Genomic DNA, 17,501 nt, shown 5'->3' on the forward strand with positions numbered 1-17,501 from the left:
CTATGTTTTCAGAATCTCCAATTAAACGCAGAAAATCAACCCGCATCAATGTAGGCAACGTGCCTATTGGTGACGGAGCCCCTATTGCCGTGCAGTCGATGACCAATACCGACACCCTAGATATAGATGCCACGGTTGCGCAAATCCAATCAATACAAGATGCCGGCGCCGATATAGTGCGTGTATCTGTACCAACAATGGATGCTGCAGAAGCGTTTAAAAGTATAAAAGAGCAAGTTAGTATACCGCTTGTAGCCGATATTCACTTTGATTACCGCATAGCGTTAAAAGTGGCAAAATACGGCGTAGATTGCCTGCGCATAAACCCAGGGAATATAGGTAGTGAAGAGCGCATTAGAGCTGTTGTAGACTCAGCGCGCGAGCATAATATTCCTATTCGTATTGGTGTAAATGGCGGCTCATTAGAGCGCGACTTACAAGAAAAATACGGCGAGCCAACACCCGAGGCATTACTCGAATCAGCAATGCGCCATGTAGATATATTACGTCGCCTTGATTTTGATCAGTTTAAAATATCCGTAAAAGCGTCAGACGTATTTTTAGCGGTAGGCGCATATCGTTTACTGGCTAAAGAAATAGATCAGCCATTGCATTTAGGGATCACTGAAGCTGGCGGCATGCGCTCAGGTTCGGTTAAATCAGCTGTTGGCCTTGGTATGCTACTTGCTGAAGGTATTGGTGATACGTTGCGTGTATCGCTTGCTGCCGATCCAGTACAAGAAATAAAAGTAGGCTTTGATATTCTAAAATCGCTGCGTATACGCTCACGCGGTATTAACTTTATTGCCTGCCCTAGCTGCTCACGCCAAGAATTTGATGTAGTGAGCACCATGAACCAGCTTGAAGAACGCCTTGAAGATGTGGTTGAGCCAATGTCTGTTTCAGTAATTGGTTGTGTCGTTAACGGCCCAGGTGAAGCACTAGTAAGTGATATTGGCCTTGCCGGTGCAAATCGTCGCTCAGGTTTATACATTAATGGCGAGCGTCAAAAAGCGCGTATTGATAACAACAACATTGTTGACCAACTTGAAGGCTACGTGCGCGACTTTATTGCTCAAAAAGAGCAGCAAACACCTATCGACGTTAAAATAGTCGAATAAATACCGCATAAAGCGCCAAACAGCGGTGTTTGGCGTTTACCTTTATAGCTAAAACGCTATAATGTCAGGTCAATTTTTAGCATTCTTGTTGTGTAAGCATTTTTTTATTACACATAAACAGTAATTAGGATTTATCAGTGGCAAAACAAATTCAGGCAGTTCGCGGTATGAACGATTGTCTGCCGGGCGACACGCAAGTTTGGCAGAAAGTAGAAAACATTTTACGCGAGACAGTGGCATCGTTCGGTTATCAAGAAATTCGTTTTCCTATTGTAGAATCAACCGACTTATTTAAACGCTCTATTGGTGAAGTAACCGATATAGTAGAAAAAGAAATGTACACTTTTGCCGATCGTAACGGCGATTTGCTAACACTTCGCCCAGAAGGCACCGCAGTATGTGTACGTGCAGGTAACCAAAATGGTTTACTGTACAACCAAGAGCAACGCCTTTGGTACATGGGCCCAATGTTTCGCCATGAACGCCCGCAAAAAGGTCGTTACCGTCAGTTTCACCAATTTGGTTTAGAAACATTTGGTATTGCCACAGCCGACATAGACGCAGAAGTTATTTTATTAACAGCCCAATTATGGAAAGCGTTTGGCATTAGCGAGCACGTACGTTTAGAGCTTAACTCGCTAGGATCTAACGAAGCGCGCGCCGATTACCGCGATGCACTGGTTGCCTACCTTGAACAACATACCGACGTGCTTGACGAAGACTCAAAACGCCGTATGTATTCAAACCCATTACGTGTACTTGATAGCAAAAACCCAGACGTGCAAGCAATCTTAGTGGATGCACCTAAATTGTCTGAGCATTTAGATGCTGAATCAAAAGAACATTTTGCAAATTTATGTGAACGTTTAGACGCAGCTGGCGTCATATACACGGTTAATGAAAAGTTAGTACGTGGTTTAGACTACTATAACCGCACCGTGTTTGAATGGGTAACAGATAGCCTTGGCGCACAAGGTACAGTATGTGCCGGCGGACGCTACGATGGCTTAGTAGAGCAACTTGGCGGTAAAGCCACCCCAGCGGTAGGTTTTGCAATGGGCCTAGAGCGTTTAGTGCTGTTACTCCAAGCACTTGAGTGTGTAGGTGACATTCGCCGCAATGCTGATGTATATTTAGCGGCAATGGGCGACAAAGCAAGCATTCAAGCCCCAGCCATTGCAGCTCAATTGCGTAGCGACGTGCCAGGTTTACGCGTTATGGTGCATGCTGGCGGCGGTAACTTTAAAAAACAACTAAAACGAGCTGATAAAAGCGATGCACTAGTGGCTGTTATTATCGGCGAAGATGAATTAGAAAAAGGCGTTGTGACCATTAAATATTTACGTGAACGTAAAGAGCAAGTCACACTAGAATTAGAACAAGCTAAAGCGCTATTAGCTGAGCTTATCAATAGCTAAGCTAACTTAAGAGGTAATAATGGACATTTATTCAACAGAAGAACAACAAGCAGAAGCCATTAAGCGCTTTTTTCGCGAAAACGGTATTTCACTTGCGCTAGGTGTAATTGTGGGTTTAGGCGGATTATACGGCTGGAAAGCCTACAACCAAAACCAAATTACAACGGCTGAGCAAGCGTCTGACGAATATACAACACTTGTACAAAGTGACGATGTACTTGGCGCGGCCGATACATTCATTAAAAACAACCAAGACACAAGCTATGCAACTTTAGCCGCTTTTGTTGCGGCAAAAGACGCTGTTGATGCAAAAAAATTAGACTTAGCTAGCGAAAAACTAAGCTGGATTGTTACAAACGCCCAAAGCGAAGAGCTTAAAGCCATCGCAATTACGCGTTTAGCCCGTATTCAACTTGCGCAAAGTAAGTTTGACGAAGCTCTAAGCACCTTAAACTCGCCACTACCAGAGGCATACAGCGCCAATGTAGCAGAACTTAAAGGCGATATTTACATTGCGCAAGGTAATAAAGACCAAGCTCGCTCTGCATACCAAGCAGCGGCTGAAGCAGCGGGCTCAGCAACAAACCCTTTATTACAAATTAAATTAGACGACCTAGCAGTAACTAGCCCAGCGGCATAAGGTTTTAGGTATGAAAAAAATAACAACAGCAACGCTCGCACTATGTATGGCAACACTTATGGGTTGCTCATCAAGTGATGACGAAGACGAGTTAGTACTTCCTGAAATTGTTAATCAGTTTGAAACAGAGGTAGTGTGGCAAGAGTCGGTTGGCAGTGGTGTAGAGCATTATTTTTCTCGCTTATCGCCTGCTGTTTACAAAGACACTATTTATGTAGCCAGCCGCGAAGGCCAAATTGAAGCGCTGTCGCTTACTAATGGCGATACACTATGGGAAACCGACATACGTGAAGACGTATCGTTTTGGCCATGGTCAGATAACGGCACTGCAAAATTATCAGGCGGTATACTACAAGCTTATGGTAAAATTTACGTAGGCTCTGAGCACGGTTTTATTATTGCGCTTGACCGTGAAACCGGTGAAGAAGTATGGCGTAAAAATGTACCTGGCGAAGCGCTGTCTAAACCAGCCGCAGGCGATGGCCTAATTTTTGTAAACTTAGGCTCGGGTAAATTATTAGCACTTCACCCAGATACAGGCGAAGAACGCTGGAACTTTGAGCAAGAAGTGCCACCGCTTACTTTACGCGGCCAAAGCTCGCCAACTGTAGCAAACGGTGGGGTGTTACTGGGCCTAGAAACAGGCAAACTAAGCGTGCTTATTTCAGAAAGCGGCTACTCAGCATGGAGCGCAGAAATTGCCGTTGCTAAAGGCGCATCAGAATTTGAGCGTTTAGTGGATGTAGACACGCAACCTATTATTAGCGGTCCTTACGCTTATGCTATTGCATATAACGGTAACCTAGCAGCGGTAGATATTCGCTCAGGTAATGTTGTATGGAAACGTGAATACAGCAGCTATCGCGAAATAGCGATGGATGCCCAAACTATTTACCTAGTAGATAGCGAAGGCGTAATTTACGCACTAGATAAAAATTCAGGTATTGAACGTTGGAGCCAACCCGCTCTGCGTGGTTGGTACCTAACAGGCCCTGCAGTAGCAGGTAGCCATTTAGCTTTAGGTGACCAAGAAGGTAACCTGCATTGGTTAAACAAAGACACTGGCGAGTTAGTATCTCGTGAAGAATTTGACAGCTCGGGCTTTTTTGTAGAGCCGGTTGTAGCCGACGACAAGCTAATTTTATACACCCGTGATGGTGAAGTTAGCGCGGTTACAATACCGAACTAACTAGCTAACACTTAAAGGTTTTTTGTAAGGCTTCGCACTGCGAAGCCTTTTGTTGTTTTTTAAAGAGGTAGTTTATGCTTCCCGTGATCGCTCTAGTTGGGCGACCCAATGTGGGCAAATCCACATTATTTAACCGTTTAACACGTACTCGTGATGCACTCGTAGCCGATTTTCCAGGTTTAACACGAGATAGAAAATATGGCCAAGCTAATTACGATGGCTATGAATTTATCGTGGTAGACACGGGTGGTATTGATGGCTCCGAAGAAGGCATCGAAACCGAAATGGCTGATCAGTCATTACTCGCCATTGAAGAAGCCGATATTGTGCTGTTTTTAGTTGATGCCCGCGTAGGCATGACCGTAGCCGACCAAGCCATTGCAAATCACTTGCGAAAGCAAGAGAAAAAGTGCTTTGTGGTTGCCAACAAAACAGACGGCATTGACGCCGACTCAAACTGTGCTGAATTTTACCAATTATCATTAGGTGAAGTACATCATATCGCGGCAGCCCATGGCCGTGGTATAACACTGTTGCTTGAACAAACGCTACAACCTGTAATTGCAGAGCTTGCCGCGCTTGACGAGGACGTTGCTGATGATGACGAAGAATTAATCGACCTTTATCAAGAAGCCGAAGGCGACGATACAGACCATCAAGCGTTTGCCGATAAACCAGTAAAACTGGCTATTATTGGTCGCCCTAACGTAGGTAAGTCTACACTTACAAACCGTATACTTGGTGAAGAACGTGTAATTGTATACGATATGCCAGGCACCACCCGCGACTCTATTTATATTCCGATGACCCGTAACGACAAAGAATATATTTTAATAGATACCGCAGGAGTTCGTAAGCGTAAAAAAGTAAGCGACGTAGTTGAAAAGTTCTCAGTAATTAAAACGCTTCAAGCCATTGAAGATGCAAACGTTGTACTACTTGTTGTTGATGCTCGCGATGGTATTTCTGATCAGGACTTAAGTTTATTAGGTTTTGCGCTTAACTCAGGGCGTTCATTAGTTATTGCTGTGAACAAATGGGATGGGCTTGATGATTACGTTAAAGACCGTATTAAAACAGAGCTTGATCGCCGTTTAGGCTTTATTGACTTTGCACGCTTACACTTTATATCTGCGCTTCATGGTACAGGTGTTGGTCACTTATTTGAGTCGGTTGATGAAGCGTACGAGTCAGCAACTAAACGTATTAGCACCGCAATGCTACGCCGTATTATGGACATGGCACAGGCCGATCACCAGCCGCCACTTGTTCGTGGTCGTCGTGTTAAGCTTAAGTACGCACATGCGGGTGGTTATAACCCGCCACGTATTGTAATTCACGGTAACCAAGTTCACGATTTACCAGATAGCTACAAACGCTACCTGATGAACTACTACCGTAAAGCACTTAAAATTATGGGTACCCCAATCAAAATTGAATTTAGAGAAGGTGATAACCCATTTGCAGGGCGTACTAACAAAGTAACCCTTTCGCAAAAACGTAAAATTCGTGCCTTTGCTAAAGAAAACCGTAATAAATAAACTGCATAAGCATTAATTTATTTCAAAAAAAACGGCGTACTTTTTAGTACGCCGTTTTTTATGCTTTATACCAATTAGCTTAATTGAGTAATTTATTTTGAGGCTTGGTATTAAAGATTAAGTAATGCCAATTGCACCAGCCGCTCAACCGTGGTGTCTTGGCTATTTTTAGGCGCTTTGGGGTAATACTTAGATTTTGGCGGCTTAATAGATATAAACCCATGATTGGTTGCCATTTCGTGGGCTAACAGTTTTCGCTCTTTGGGGGTTAAATGGTTTTCGTGTATTTTTGCAAGCTCCCCGCTATCAAGCCATATGCCAGCGCAACCTGGGCACTCGTCTATCTCAACCACTTTGAGCGGTGAAAAAAACCGGCGCATCATCACCACTTTTTTGCACTTTGGGCAATTAATTCGTTGCGATACATCGTATTCACTCTCGCTATATTCACCCAAGTACTTAAGTAGCACCTGGCCATGCTTTAACTCAGGCGAGCTAAACTTAAAAATTTGGCTGTTATCAAAAAATACGCCGCCTTGTGCTGACGTGTAAACAGTAATCCCGCCAATTAATAACGGCTCAAGAGAGGTATTTGTGCGTGGGCATAACATTCTAAAATCCTTTTATTTTAATACTTAACTTACACTACTTTACTCAAGTGCTTTATGAATAAGCCCAACAAGCGGTGGTGGCAATGTAATATGTCCAGCCAATACAAACTCATGTGCTTCGTCTGACATTTTTTGCCAAGTACGGCGAATAATCCCTATCCATTTCAGCTCATCGTAATCAGGCTTGCTATTAGCAAACCCGAGCATGTAATGCTCAATAAATACAAGGCTAGCTACATCTTCTACTAATTGGCTGTCGGGGTTATGTTTAATATTCTTTTTAGCCACTGCATCGTACACTCTGTTTTGCTCAGCCTCACCGTACCCAGCTTGCTGCATAAGCGCTACAACACTACTTGCATGAAATATATAAAGTGCACCGCGCCACTGATGATAGCCCTGCTTATTCATTGCAAAGTCACTACGCGGCGACTTCCAGCGCTGAATATGCTGTGCACGCACTGCAATTTGCATGAGTTCATCGGCATCGGGTTTAAATCGGCTAAGCATGTTGCTCATACGCTGTGAGTATAAATACTCTTTAGGAACACTCTCCCCATTAAGTTGCTCACTGTTAGGGTCTTGGTTGTTTGCTTCATCAATTAAGGCGATTACTTTATTAAACATGACGGTCATTTTTTATAATAAGTTTTAATCATTCTAAACGCTGATAAAACAATAAACTAGTGCGCCACTCAGTTACGCAGTGAAATTTGTGCAATCAAAAAGTTACACTAAAAAGTACAGGTTATAAAAGTAGGCGCATTGATTAAGCTAACTTGTTATTATCTTAGAAACAAAAATAACATATGTGCGTAAACTAATAAAAATCAACGCGCTAAAAATGAGAATAATATGTTTAAGAAAAGTATTTTAGCTATGTGCTTAGCAGCCACCTCGCTACCAAGCCTTGCCGACAGTAACATCGATTTAAAAACCATTATTGATAACCATTGGCAAAACGCCAAAGCTGAAAAAATATTTTTTCGAACCGACCCAGACGGCTGGAAACCAAATGGCACATTACCCAATTGGAGCGAGCAAGCCATTGCTAAGCGCCAAGCTTATAACAACAGCGTACTAAAAAGCTTAGCCAGCATAGACCCAAAAACGCTCAACAACGATCAACTAATGAACTACCGCTTATTTAAATATGAGCGAGAAACCGAGCAACAAAGCTACCTCTATCAAGATAAGTATTTTCCGGTTAATTTTTTAAGTGGCTGGCATACTTACTTTGCAGAAGCGCCCGCTAATATGGCTTTTTTAACAGCAGATGATTACAACGCATTTTTAATCAGCCTTGCCGACTACCCACGCTTTAATCAGCAAAATATTGATTTAATGAAAGAAGGTATAAAAACAGGCTTTACCCATTACTGTAAAACCTTTGAAAATTACAGCCAAAGCATTAGCGCGCACATAGTTAACAACCCCAAAAACAGCGCCCTTTACGAGCCCTTTACGCGTATACCTAATACCTTTAGCGCAGCGCAAAAAGCAAGCTTAAAACAAAAAGCCCAAGCTGTAATTAAAGATAAAGTAATTCCTGCCTATCAGCATTTTTACGACTTTTTTGAAAACGACTATATGCCACATTGTAGAACGCAGCCGGGCATTGCAAGCGTAAAAGGCGGGCTTGATTACTACAAGTACACGGTTAATTACTACACCACAACAAACGCCACACCTAAACAAATACACGCACTAGGCCTTAAAGAAGTTGCGCGCATTAAAGCGCAAATGCAAAATATTATTGATGAAGTAGAATTTGATGGCACCTATAGTGAGTTTTTAGAATTTTTAGCGACCGATGAGCAATTTTACGCAAAAGACGCGCAAGACCTGCTAGAAAAAGCCGCTTTTATAACGCAAAAAATGTATGGCAAACTCCCCACTTACTTTGGCCATTTACCGCGTAATACCTTTACTATAAAAGGCTCAGCGAGTCGTGGTGCGTTTTATATGCCACCTGCTGATAACCGCTCTCCTGGCACTTACTTTTTAGCCTCAACACCTAAACTGCAGCCTTTATATAATTTAGAAGCACTCAGCCTGCACGAAGCCATACCTGGGCATCATTTACAAAATGCCATTGCTATGGAGTTAAATGTACCCGAATTTAGACGCACACTTAGCCACTCTGCATTTGGCGAAGGTTGGGCACTGTACACAGAGCGCTTAGGTAAAGAAGCGGGTTTTTATCAAAGCCCATACAGTGATTTTGGCCGTTTAGGTTACGAAATGTGGCGTGCAGTGCGCTTAGTGGTTGATACCGGCATTCATGCCTTTGGTTGGAGCCGCCAAAGAGCGATTGATTACTTAGCCAGTCACACCGCTTTACCACAGAGCGCCGTGGAGGATCAGATAGATCGTTATATTTCATGGCCAGGCCAAGCGCTCTCTTACAAAATGGGCGAAATAAAAATACGCGAATTACGTGCAAAAGCCGAAAAAGAACTCGGCACACAATTTGATATTCGCAGCTTTCACGACACTGTAATAGGTCAAGGCTCGCTCCCTATGGCAGTACTTGAAGACGTAATAAACGATTGGATAGCAAAACAAAAATCGGCTATTTAACATTAAAAGTAGCGGTATTATTTACCGCCTCTTTCTAAATGGACTTTTTAATGAAACACCTACTTATTTTTATATCACTCATTTTATTTAGCAGCCAAGCTAATGCGTTTTGTTTAGACGCACCAAACTACATTGAAAGCGTAGAATATGGCGTTTGTGGGGAGCAAACAGATTCAATTTCCCTTACGCCTTATTTTATTATATGGATGCTTTTAAACGTGTTATTCGGACAGACTCTTAATAAACCAAATATACACGTAGGTTTCAAATATTTACTTTTTCTCTGTGCATTCCCACTCAGCCCGCTAGTGCTTTTAATGAATTTAGCCGGAATGGTGGTATCTCGCGTTTATAAAAAATACTCAAACACCGCAAAAAATAAAGCCCAACCTAACCATGATTGCGCAGAACCTGTTATAGAAAAACCGAGCGTTAAGCAGCAAATAATTGGTGAGTACATTTTTGACAGCATGCAACAGGCTTTAATTAAAGAAGATAATCACTTCACATTAGAGCCTAAATCCATGCAGGTACTAAGCTATTTAGTTGAACAACAACCAAGGATAGTTAGCCTAGAAGAGTTACATAATAATGTATGGGAGAATCAAATAGTAACCGACACCGCAGTTAGGCGAGTTATTAGCAAACTACGTGTAGCCCTTAACGATAACGACACAAAAAACCCCAAATATATAAAGTCTGTAATGAAGCGAGGTTATCAGCTTATAGCTGAAGTAAAAACACAACCTGTTGAATCATAATGACTTATAAAAGTTATAACCAAGGTAATACCATGGTTATAACTTTATAATAACTAGTTAATGGCTTTGTTATCGTTATTTTTTGCCAATCGTTTTAATTTGTTTAGGCGCTATAGAGCGACTCACAAAATTAAACAATTAAGGAAAAAATATGAAACACTTATTACCTCTATTACTAGTATTAACCATAACAGTAATTACATTAAGCCTTATCAACAGCAACGAGTGTATAGAAATAGGTAACGCATCTATTGCCAGTATTTCATTCGGCACTTGTGATTTATCTAACTCTCAATCAAACATATCACCACTTTTAGCTTTATTTTGGTTAGCCATGAGCGTTTGCTTTGCAATTACATTACCTAAATCAACTGTTGCTAATAAGTACAAAATTGCCTTATTTATATTTGGGTTACCACTCACTGTTTTTGTTTATTTAATTGCCTATATATCTGAAAACATACGCCAAGCAACTCAATCTTGTAAGTAAACCTATATGAGCAAGTCACACTTGCTCATCCTTCCTTAATAAAATACAAGTGAAAATCAATCCCTACCCGCTTTTGCTTCGTAAACTTAATGATTACAAAAACCAGAGCATTAAGTATGAGCAAACGCATTTTATATTGGCTACAAAACGATTTACGCCTAACCGATAACCTTATTTTTAGTGGCCTTGCATCCGAGCAATGCGCGCTTGATATTGTATTTGTTATAAACCCGCACTGGTTTAAAAATAATAACTACCAACAAAAACCTTACGGCATACATAAGCAGCAGTTTTTAATGCAAAGCCTGTACGAATTACAACAAGCACTTATTGAGCGAGGCCAAACCCTGCATGTGCTTGAAGGCGAACCCGTATCGGTTTTGAAAGCGCGTATAACTGCGCAAAATATTGATGAAGTGGTATACAGCGAGCAATTTGGCCTGTACGAGCAACGCCAAATAAACTTACTCAAAGCACATTGCCCAAATACACAATTTACAGGAACGCAGCAAGACACGCTCTATAAACAAAGCGACCTCCCCTTTGATTTAAGCGAATTACCTAAACACTTTACCCCGTTTCGTAAAAAGGTAGAGGCCGCCAATAGCCCCATTACACCTTCTACTTTGCCAAACGGTTTGCTCCCTCAACCAATAACCTTATGCGCCAAAAAACCTATAGAACGTGTAACAAATAAAGGCGTAATGCATGGCGGGCTTAACAGCGCGCAAACACATTTAAAGCAGTATTTTGCAGGTGTAATGCCAAGCACTTATAAAACGACTCGCAACGAACTTGATGGCTTTAACAACACCACCAAATTTAGTACTTGGCTTGCCTTTGGCTGTATAAGTGCAAAACAAGTTTACAAAGCCGTGGAAGATTACGAGCAAAGCAACACGGCAAACGAGTCTACTTACTGGATTAAATTTGAATTGCTATGGCGAGAGTATTTTAAATGGCATGCACTTAAAGCAGGTAGCAGCCTGTTTAGCTTTAAAGGCCAAAAACAGACTAAACCACTCACTACTTTTTCACCTACACGTTTTGCAGCATGGTGTAATGGCACAACGCCTTACCCACTTGTAAATGCCATTATGGAAGAACTAAACACTACGGGTTACATTTCAAACCGAGCACGGCAAATTGCAGCAAGCTGTTTAGTAAACGAGCTTAGCCTTGATTGGCGATACGGCGCGGCTTATTTTGAACAGCAATTGATTGATTACGACGTAGCGGCTAACTGGGGCAACTGGCAGTACATAGCCGGTGTAGGGGTTGACCCGCGTGGCGGTCGCCACTTTAATATTGAAAAGCAAACCGCGCAGTTTGATCCGCACGATATTTACACTAATAAATGGCAAGGTAATAAAAATACCAGCGCGCAGTTGGATAGCTTAAACGAAGTTGATTGGCCTATATAAGCCAATCAACCTCCATCAGGTTATATTTAAAACAGCTGCACAATGCCTACATTAACGGCAAAGCCACCTAAGGTTAAAAACAAAAATAAACAGCCTGCTAATAACAGTGGTTTTATACCCGCTTGGCGAATAGCGCCAACGTGGGTTCGCAGCCCAAGTGCGACCATGGCAATGGTGAGCAATATATTGTCAAACCATACAATGGCGTTTGTAGCACCTTGAGGAATAACCGATAACGAATGCACGCCACTTGCCATTATAAATAGCATTGCAAACCAAGGGATTGTAATACCCGCTTTTTGCTCGCTGCTGTGCCTGTTGTTGTTTGCTTTTGCATGCTTTTTACTTTGCCAAAACGATAAACCAACTAAAAATGGTGCAAGCATCATTACGCGTAGCATTTTTTCTATCACGGCGGTGTCGGCCGCATTGGCGCTTATCGCTGTGCCCGCTGCAACCACTTGCGCAACTTCATGTATAGTTGAGCCAACAAAAATACCGTAAGCGTGCTCACTCAACCCCATATAATCAAACATTATTGGGTAAGCAAACATACTTAACGTGCCAAACACCACTACCGTTGCTACCGCTACTGATACTTTATGCGCCTGTGCTTTTATAACAGGCTCGGTTGCCATTACCGCTGCGGCGCCACAAATAGAACTACCCGCGCCTATTAGTATGGTTGTTTGCTCATCGAGCTTAAATACGCGCTTACCTAGCTGCACTGCTAATATAAACGTTCCTACAAGCATAACAACGTCGGTTAGTAAGCCACTCCAGCCCACACCAGCTACTTGCGTAAAAGTTATTCTAAAACCAAACAACACAACGCCCGCTTTAAGCAATATACTTTTAGCATAATCAACCCCCACATCGGTACGCGTAGCTATGCGCGAAAACACACTGTTACCCACAATAATGCCAAGCACAATACCAATAGTGAGTGAGCTAAATTGCGCAGTTTGCATTATTTGTAACTTACTTAATGCAACAGATGCTCCCGCCAAAACAACCACCAGCAGCATACCTAACCACCAGCGCGTATCGCCGTATTGCTTAGTATTAATACCCAAATTTTTAATAGCGCTAAGCATACTATTCCCTCAATCAAACAACTCTAATTAGTTGACTTTATTTTAATAAAGGCCAAAATATAACTCCAATATATTAAAATCATGATTTGATAACTTAAAGTTATACAGTTTAGGGTTATACAATGAACTTACATGCACTTAGGGTGTTTTATACAGTGGCTAAATTAGGTAGCTTTTCAGGTGCAGCCGAAGCGCTTTTTATAAGTCAGCCTGCTGTATCAAAGGCTTTAAAAGAGCTAGAGCATCAGTTAAATATTCAACTTATAGAACGTGCATCTAAAGGCAAAAAACTCACTTTAAGTGAAGGTGGGCAAGCGCTTTTTGAACATGCGCGTAGTATTTTTGCTATAGAAAAAGCCGCCATTGACGATATAAAATCGCGCACAGGGCTTAAGCGCGGCACGCTCGTTATTGGCACCAGCACCACCATTGCCAGTTATTGGCTACCGCCCTATTTAGCCAAATTTTGCGCGCAGTACCCACATATAAAAGTGGAAGTACAAGTGGCTAATACCGCGCAAATTGAGAACGCATTGCTAGAGTGCACTATAGATTTAGCATTGGTGGAAGGCACACCTACCGAGCCGCATATCATAAGTAAACACTGGCAAAACGATTTAATGAGTGTTGTTATACCTAGTAACTTTAAGCCCACGAAAAACTTAAAAACATGGCTAAACAAACAGTTTTGGTTATTACGTGAGCCAGGCTCGGGCACGTTAGAAATGTCGGTTAAGTTATTAGCAAAGCATGGCGTGCAGGCTGAGCGCAGTATGCAATTGGGCAGCAACGAAGCCATAGCAAGGGCTGTTGCTCAAGGTATGGGGGTCGCTTTATTGCCAAATGTAGTTACTGAGGATTTAGTGCAGCTAGGTAAATTAACACGCCTGAGCCAAAAAAATAACGAGCAACTATCTCGGCCACTTTATCAACTGCATTATAAAGACAGACCGTCTTCACATGCTGCGCAAGCATTCGAAAAAAGTTTATTTAGTGAGTAGTGCTCGCAATCTGTTAGTAGTGAGGCACCAGTAGAAAATTTACATAAAGTTTAATCCTTGAAATCAAAATTTGAGCCCTTTAGTCTTTCTAATGCCTATTAGCTAAGTTAAAACTCACTTGTGTTACGTGATACACCTTTCATGCTTCACTATTAAATTAAAATAATTTTTAAACATGTGTTCAGAACTGGTATCCCTTAAATCCACATCAAAATAGTAGCCGTCTTCTAAAACTTTCAAACTCTCTAAATCATTGCAAATGCGCTCAAGAATCAAATATTTATATTTTGGCGTTATATTTTTTATTTCATCCAGAGTGAGCCCTTCGGCATCAAAGTTTAAAACAACTCTTAAACTGGTACCTGAATAACCATGCCTTACAAAACTAATTCGGCTATCAATTGATAAAAAAAAGGTGCTGAAGTGATTTTTATCTTCCTCGTACTCCCATTGAGAAGCATCCCCCCAAATTAAAATAAAAATAGCACCAAAAATAGCTGCAGCTACATATAATTTGTTGGCATTTATCATAAACCACAATTGAACTTTTTCAGTTCGCATTAATTTCATAAGTCACATAACTTTTAAATAAAGGACTAAAATGAGTCGGATAAAATAAGTGACTAATGAACAAAACCAATGCCTTGCTCATTTACATATTTGGTTAATATAACCAGGCTCAAGAAAAATACCTTGATGCTACACCAATGCCGATAAGTAAAATAATTAATAAAACCCAATACCTTTTTGAACCATCTAAATTTTCACCGCAGACTGGGCAAGATGATGACGCGATTGGAGTCCCGTTAATATTTGTCGTTTTAACAACTGGGGAGGTAATTCCTGATTTACACTTTTTGCACTTCATAAATATCCATATTAATTATAAAAAATCGCGAGTTGATGCTCACATAACACTTAACTAATTGATGTTAAATGGCAGGCTGTTATTAGCAACAAATCACAGAAAACCAAACTTTATACATCCTTTTAATTGAATTGCCATAACATAAGAATAGACCTTACAAGCCCTGTGTTAAATCTTGCGCTAACGTACCCGTTGGCTTTTCAATTACGCGCACTAACTCTTTACCATTGTCTTTTACTATAAACGTTGGGGTGTATTGCAAGTCGTGCGCCTGTGCAATGCCTGCATCGTCTTGCTTGTTGTAACCCACGGCCACATATTTAACGCTTGCAAGTTTTACCTTAGATTCATCAAGTAACTTAATAAGCTTTGGCACTTCGCGATGGCTGTCGTGGCACCAAGTGCCAAATAATACAACTAATGCCTTGCCTTCTAGCTTTTGCATTAAGGCTATATCTTGTGCTGTTGGGGTATACGCTTTGTATTGTTCGTTAAATTTGTCGTAGTCGCTTAGCAGTGCTTGCGTACTTATCTCGCCCGAAAATGGCGCTGTAGCAGCGCAGCTTACAAGCGGCATGCTTAAAGCGCACAGTAAAATTAATTTTTTAAACATGAGGTACTCTTTAATTGGGTATTTAATTAAGTATTAATTTAGATATCAAACGACTATACCCAATATTGAGCGTGGAGTGAACAGCTCTCAGGCGTTACTTTTTATCCATAAAAAAGTTAACTTGCGATAAGTTAGTTAAATATTCTCGCCTTACGTCTTTATTCTCAGCTAGCTTATCTAAATCACCAATTAAGGTTACAAGCTTAGTATGCGAGTGGCGGTTCGTTTCTATAAAATCGTCTTGCTTGTCATCACTCTCATCGCGCTCTTTTTTATGCATAGAGTAGCTATTTTCGTTTTCTTCGAGCCAAATATCGTCAATTAAGCGAATGTCACTTTTGCTAATGGTTTGTTCTTGCATCGCCATTTGCAGCTCGTATTGATTGGTTTGCGGGTTAAACTCAAACATTTTTGTATCAACATCAACCTCGTGTGACTGATCAAGCCCCACAAGTTCTTTATTTTTAACGGCGGTACCTACGTTATAACTCTCTTCTTTGTCGTAGTAGTCGGGGCGACTGTATTGATAATCAAAATAGCTACTTACATTTTTACTTTGTGTTACACCGCTAAGATCCCCTAATTGGGCTTGTTCAGTTACTTGGCTTAGCTCAATGGTACTTTTAGGTTGATAGTCGCCGTTATCCAGCGCATATGAAAAAGTGGCATCAAAATCAGCGAGCTTAGAAATACCCTCCCCTAAAGTATTGGGTGCTTTATTACCGAGCCCTTGGTAACGGGCATCGTTTGTAATCATGTTATCAACTAAATCGGCAACCATGGCGCGCCCGTCATTAAAGTGCTGTTCTGCAAGCGACTCCAAATTGCTATAACGCTCAGCCGCCGCTGACATACTCGCAAAAGCGCCTTTAAACAATACAAAACCTTGTTGCATTGCCTCGTCGCCCTTACGAGCAAATGCCGAGTCTTTACTATCCTCGGTACTGTTTACTCGACTATCTTCTAAGCTTTCATCAAGCGACGCTAAATACAGCTGCATTTGCTGCGTGTCTTTAGCGCCAATGGTTGACATATCGAGTGCAAAATCAATGTCGTTTTGCCCACTCTCGGCTTTAAACACAAGTGCTTGCTGGTTTGATGCTTCATCAATGGAGTAACTTAAATCAAGTGTGTTCTCACCATAATCAAGCGCATCATTTTGCGTTGTTGAAAACGACACATTAAAACCCGCTAGCTGCTGACTATTAAAGCCGGCTAAAAAGTCTAAACTCATGTCTGATTGATTTGGCACAGTAATAGGGTTAAATGAGTTTTCGCTTACTTTAAAAAACTCATCGGCCATTTCACCAACACCCGACATAACCTGCGTTAAAGCCGTATGTTCAGCCTCAGATAAATTGCCACTAACTTCGTAACTTATACCAAAGCCATCTATCGCTTCACCGGTTTCTTCGTCATAACCTTGCGATGAGTTAAAGGTAATGTTTATAACATCACCTTCTTTAGTTTTTACCGAGAGCTCAAACAGGTAGTTATCGTCATCCCCGTATTTTGCGCGATTAAGGCTTTCCATGTATGGGTTAAGCGTGCGCTCAACACGTTGCTGACTTGAGGCTAAAAAAGTTTTTTGCTCATGCCCAAGTTGTCCCAAGTTTGACAAAATATCGCTGGTATTAGCGTAAGCACCTTGAATATTTTTAACCGAAGTATTTAATCGCTCAATTAATTTATCGCTGCTTTCGTTTTTTAATAATCCCTCATGCTGAGAGGTAATTACGGTGCGCAGGGCGAGTTCTTCATTGGAGGGTTTATAGTTATTAAGGCTTGGTGTGCTCGATATTGTAAATAGTGAGGTTAATTGCTGCTGTAAAACATCCTCAACTTTTTGATTACTAGCCAGTGCTTCGTCAATAGTTTCGTTATTTAACTGGCTAAGCAGCTCGTCGGTTATTTTAGGCGCGTTAGTGTGTAAATCATTAATAGCTTGAAGGTCACCGCTACTTTGTGGCGCCGCCAAAGAGATTTGACTCGTATTATTAACTGATTGAGCAAGTAAAGCGCTTAAATTGGCGTGGTTGCCAAGAGTGCTGTTAACCATGATTTTCCTTAATCGCTAAACCTATTAAGTAATCTATCGGACACAGCATAAGAATCTTTAGTTTAAGGAGAGGTTTTTACCTATT

At 41.3% G+C, this 17,501-nt stretch carries 16 protein-coding genes; 10 read left to right on the forward strand and 6 right to left on the reverse strand.

Going from position 1 to position 17,501, the window contains the following annotated elements; all coding sequences use genetic code 11:
- Positions 1-2 precede the first annotated feature (2 nt).
- The 5 genes from ispG to der all read left to right on the forward strand — a co-directional run bounded on the left by ispG (position 3) and on the right by der (position 5,909).
- Positions 3-1,121 carry a flavodoxin-dependent (E)-4-hydroxy-3-methylbut-2-enyl-diphosphate synthase gene (gene ispG / locus CWC16_RS17075; RefSeq protein ID WP_138542384.1) on the forward strand — a complete coding sequence of 373 codons (1,119 nt, stop codon included), beginning with the start codon at positions 3-5 and terminating at the stop codon, positions 1,119-1,121.
- A 137-nt stretch (positions 1,122-1,258) separates the two neighbouring features.
- Entirely contained in the window at positions 1,259-2,539 is a 1,281-nt protein-coding gene (gene hisS / locus CWC16_RS17080; RefSeq protein ID WP_138542385.1) for a histidine--tRNA ligase, read from the forward strand.
- 19 nt (positions 2,540-2,558) lie between these two features.
- Positions 2,559-3,179: a YfgM family protein gene (locus tag CWC16_RS17085; RefSeq protein WP_138542386.1), complete on the forward strand. Its 621-nt coding sequence runs from the start codon at positions 2,559-2,561 to the stop codon at positions 3,177-3,179.
- A gap of 10 nt (positions 3,180-3,189) precedes the next feature.
- Positions 3,190-4,368, forward strand: a complete 1,179-nt coding sequence (gene bamB / locus CWC16_RS17090) for an outer membrane protein assembly factor BamB (RefSeq protein ID WP_055016096.1) — start codon at positions 3,190-3,192, stop codon at positions 4,366-4,368.
- A 74-nt stretch (positions 4,369-4,442) separates the two neighbouring features.
- Positions 4,443-5,909, forward strand: a complete 1,467-nt coding sequence (gene der, locus CWC16_RS17095; protein ID WP_055016097.1) for a ribosome biogenesis GTPase Der — start codon at positions 4,443-4,445, stop codon at positions 5,907-5,909.
- A 110-nt stretch (positions 5,910-6,019) separates the two neighbouring features.
- Here der and CWC16_RS17100 read toward each other — a convergent pair whose 3' ends face one another.
- Positions 6,020-6,520: a TFIIB-type zinc ribbon-containing protein gene (locus tag CWC16_RS17100; RefSeq protein WP_138542387.1), complete on the reverse strand. Its 501-nt coding sequence runs from the start codon at positions 6,518-6,520 to the stop codon at positions 6,020-6,022.
- 39 nt (positions 6,521-6,559) lie between these two features.
- On the reverse strand, positions 6,560-7,147 hold the full coding sequence (locus tag CWC16_RS17105) for a DUF4202 domain-containing protein (protein ID WP_138542388.1): 588 nt from the start codon (positions 7,145-7,147) through the stop codon (positions 6,560-6,562).
- Between the two features lie 228 nt (positions 7,148-7,375).
- Between CWC16_RS17105 and CWC16_RS17110 the strand changes: the two genes are divergently transcribed.
- The 4 genes from CWC16_RS17110 (at position 7,376) to CWC16_RS17125 (ending at position 11,778) form a co-directional block, all read left to right on the forward strand.
- Positions 7,376-9,103, forward strand: coding sequence for a DUF885 domain-containing protein (locus CWC16_RS17110; RefSeq protein ID WP_138542389.1), 1,728 nt, complete (start codon positions 7,376-7,378; stop codon positions 9,101-9,103).
- Between the two features lie 50 nt (positions 9,104-9,153).
- Positions 9,154-9,864: a winged helix-turn-helix domain-containing protein gene (locus CWC16_RS17115; RefSeq protein ID WP_138542390.1), complete on the forward strand. Its 711-nt coding sequence runs from the start codon at positions 9,154-9,156 to the stop codon at positions 9,862-9,864.
- A gap of 151 nt (positions 9,865-10,015) precedes the next feature.
- On the forward strand, positions 10,016-10,354 hold the full coding sequence (locus CWC16_RS17120; RefSeq protein WP_138542391.1) for a transcriptional regulator: 339 nt from the start codon (positions 10,016-10,018) through the stop codon (positions 10,352-10,354).
- 116 nt (positions 10,355-10,470) lie between these two features.
- Positions 10,471-11,778 (forward strand): DASH family cryptochrome, encoded by a 1,308-nt coding sequence (locus CWC16_RS17125; RefSeq protein ID WP_138542392.1) that lies wholly within the window; start codon positions 10,471-10,473, stop codon positions 11,776-11,778.
- A gap of 26 nt (positions 11,779-11,804) precedes the next feature.
- Here CWC16_RS17125 and CWC16_RS17130 read toward each other — a convergent pair whose 3' ends face one another.
- The gene (locus tag CWC16_RS17130) at positions 11,805-12,875 is read right to left on the reverse strand and encodes a YeiH family protein (protein WP_138542393.1); all 1,071 of its coding nucleotides are present in this window, start codon (positions 12,873-12,875) and stop codon (positions 11,805-11,807) included.
- 122 nt (positions 12,876-12,997) lie between these two features.
- On the opposite strand from CWC16_RS17130, the gene CWC16_RS17135 reads away from it, so the two are divergent.
- Positions 12,998-13,876 carry a LysR family transcriptional regulator gene (locus tag CWC16_RS17135; RefSeq protein ID WP_138542394.1) on the forward strand — a complete coding sequence of 293 codons (879 nt, stop codon included), beginning with the start codon at positions 12,998-13,000 and terminating at the stop codon, positions 13,874-13,876.
- 123 nt (positions 13,877-13,999) lie between these two features.
- Here the strand turns inward: CWC16_RS17135 and CWC16_RS17140 are convergent, their stop codons facing one another.
- The 3 genes from CWC16_RS17140 to CWC16_RS17155 all read right to left on the reverse strand — a co-directional run bounded on the left by CWC16_RS17140 (position 14,000) and on the right by CWC16_RS17155 (position 17,416).
- Complete coding sequence (locus CWC16_RS17140; RefSeq protein WP_138542395.1) at positions 14,000-14,446, reverse strand: hypothetical protein; 447 nt, start codon at positions 14,444-14,446, stop codon at positions 14,000-14,002.
- Positions 14,447-14,898: 452 nt separating this feature from the next.
- Positions 14,899-15,357 (reverse strand): TlpA family protein disulfide reductase, encoded by a 459-nt coding sequence (locus CWC16_RS17150; protein WP_138542397.1) that lies wholly within the window; start codon positions 15,355-15,357, stop codon positions 14,899-14,901.
- Between the two features lie 94 nt (positions 15,358-15,451).
- Entirely contained in the window at positions 15,452-17,416 is a 1,965-nt protein-coding gene (locus CWC16_RS17155) for a hypothetical protein (protein ID WP_138542398.1), read from the reverse strand.
- Between the last annotated feature and the right edge of the window lie 85 nt (positions 17,417-17,501).

Origin of the sequence: Pseudoalteromonas sp. S3776 (assembly GCF_005886915.1) — a bacterium.
Taxonomy (GTDB): domain Bacteria; phylum Pseudomonadota; class Gammaproteobacteria; order Enterobacterales; family Alteromonadaceae; genus Pseudoalteromonas.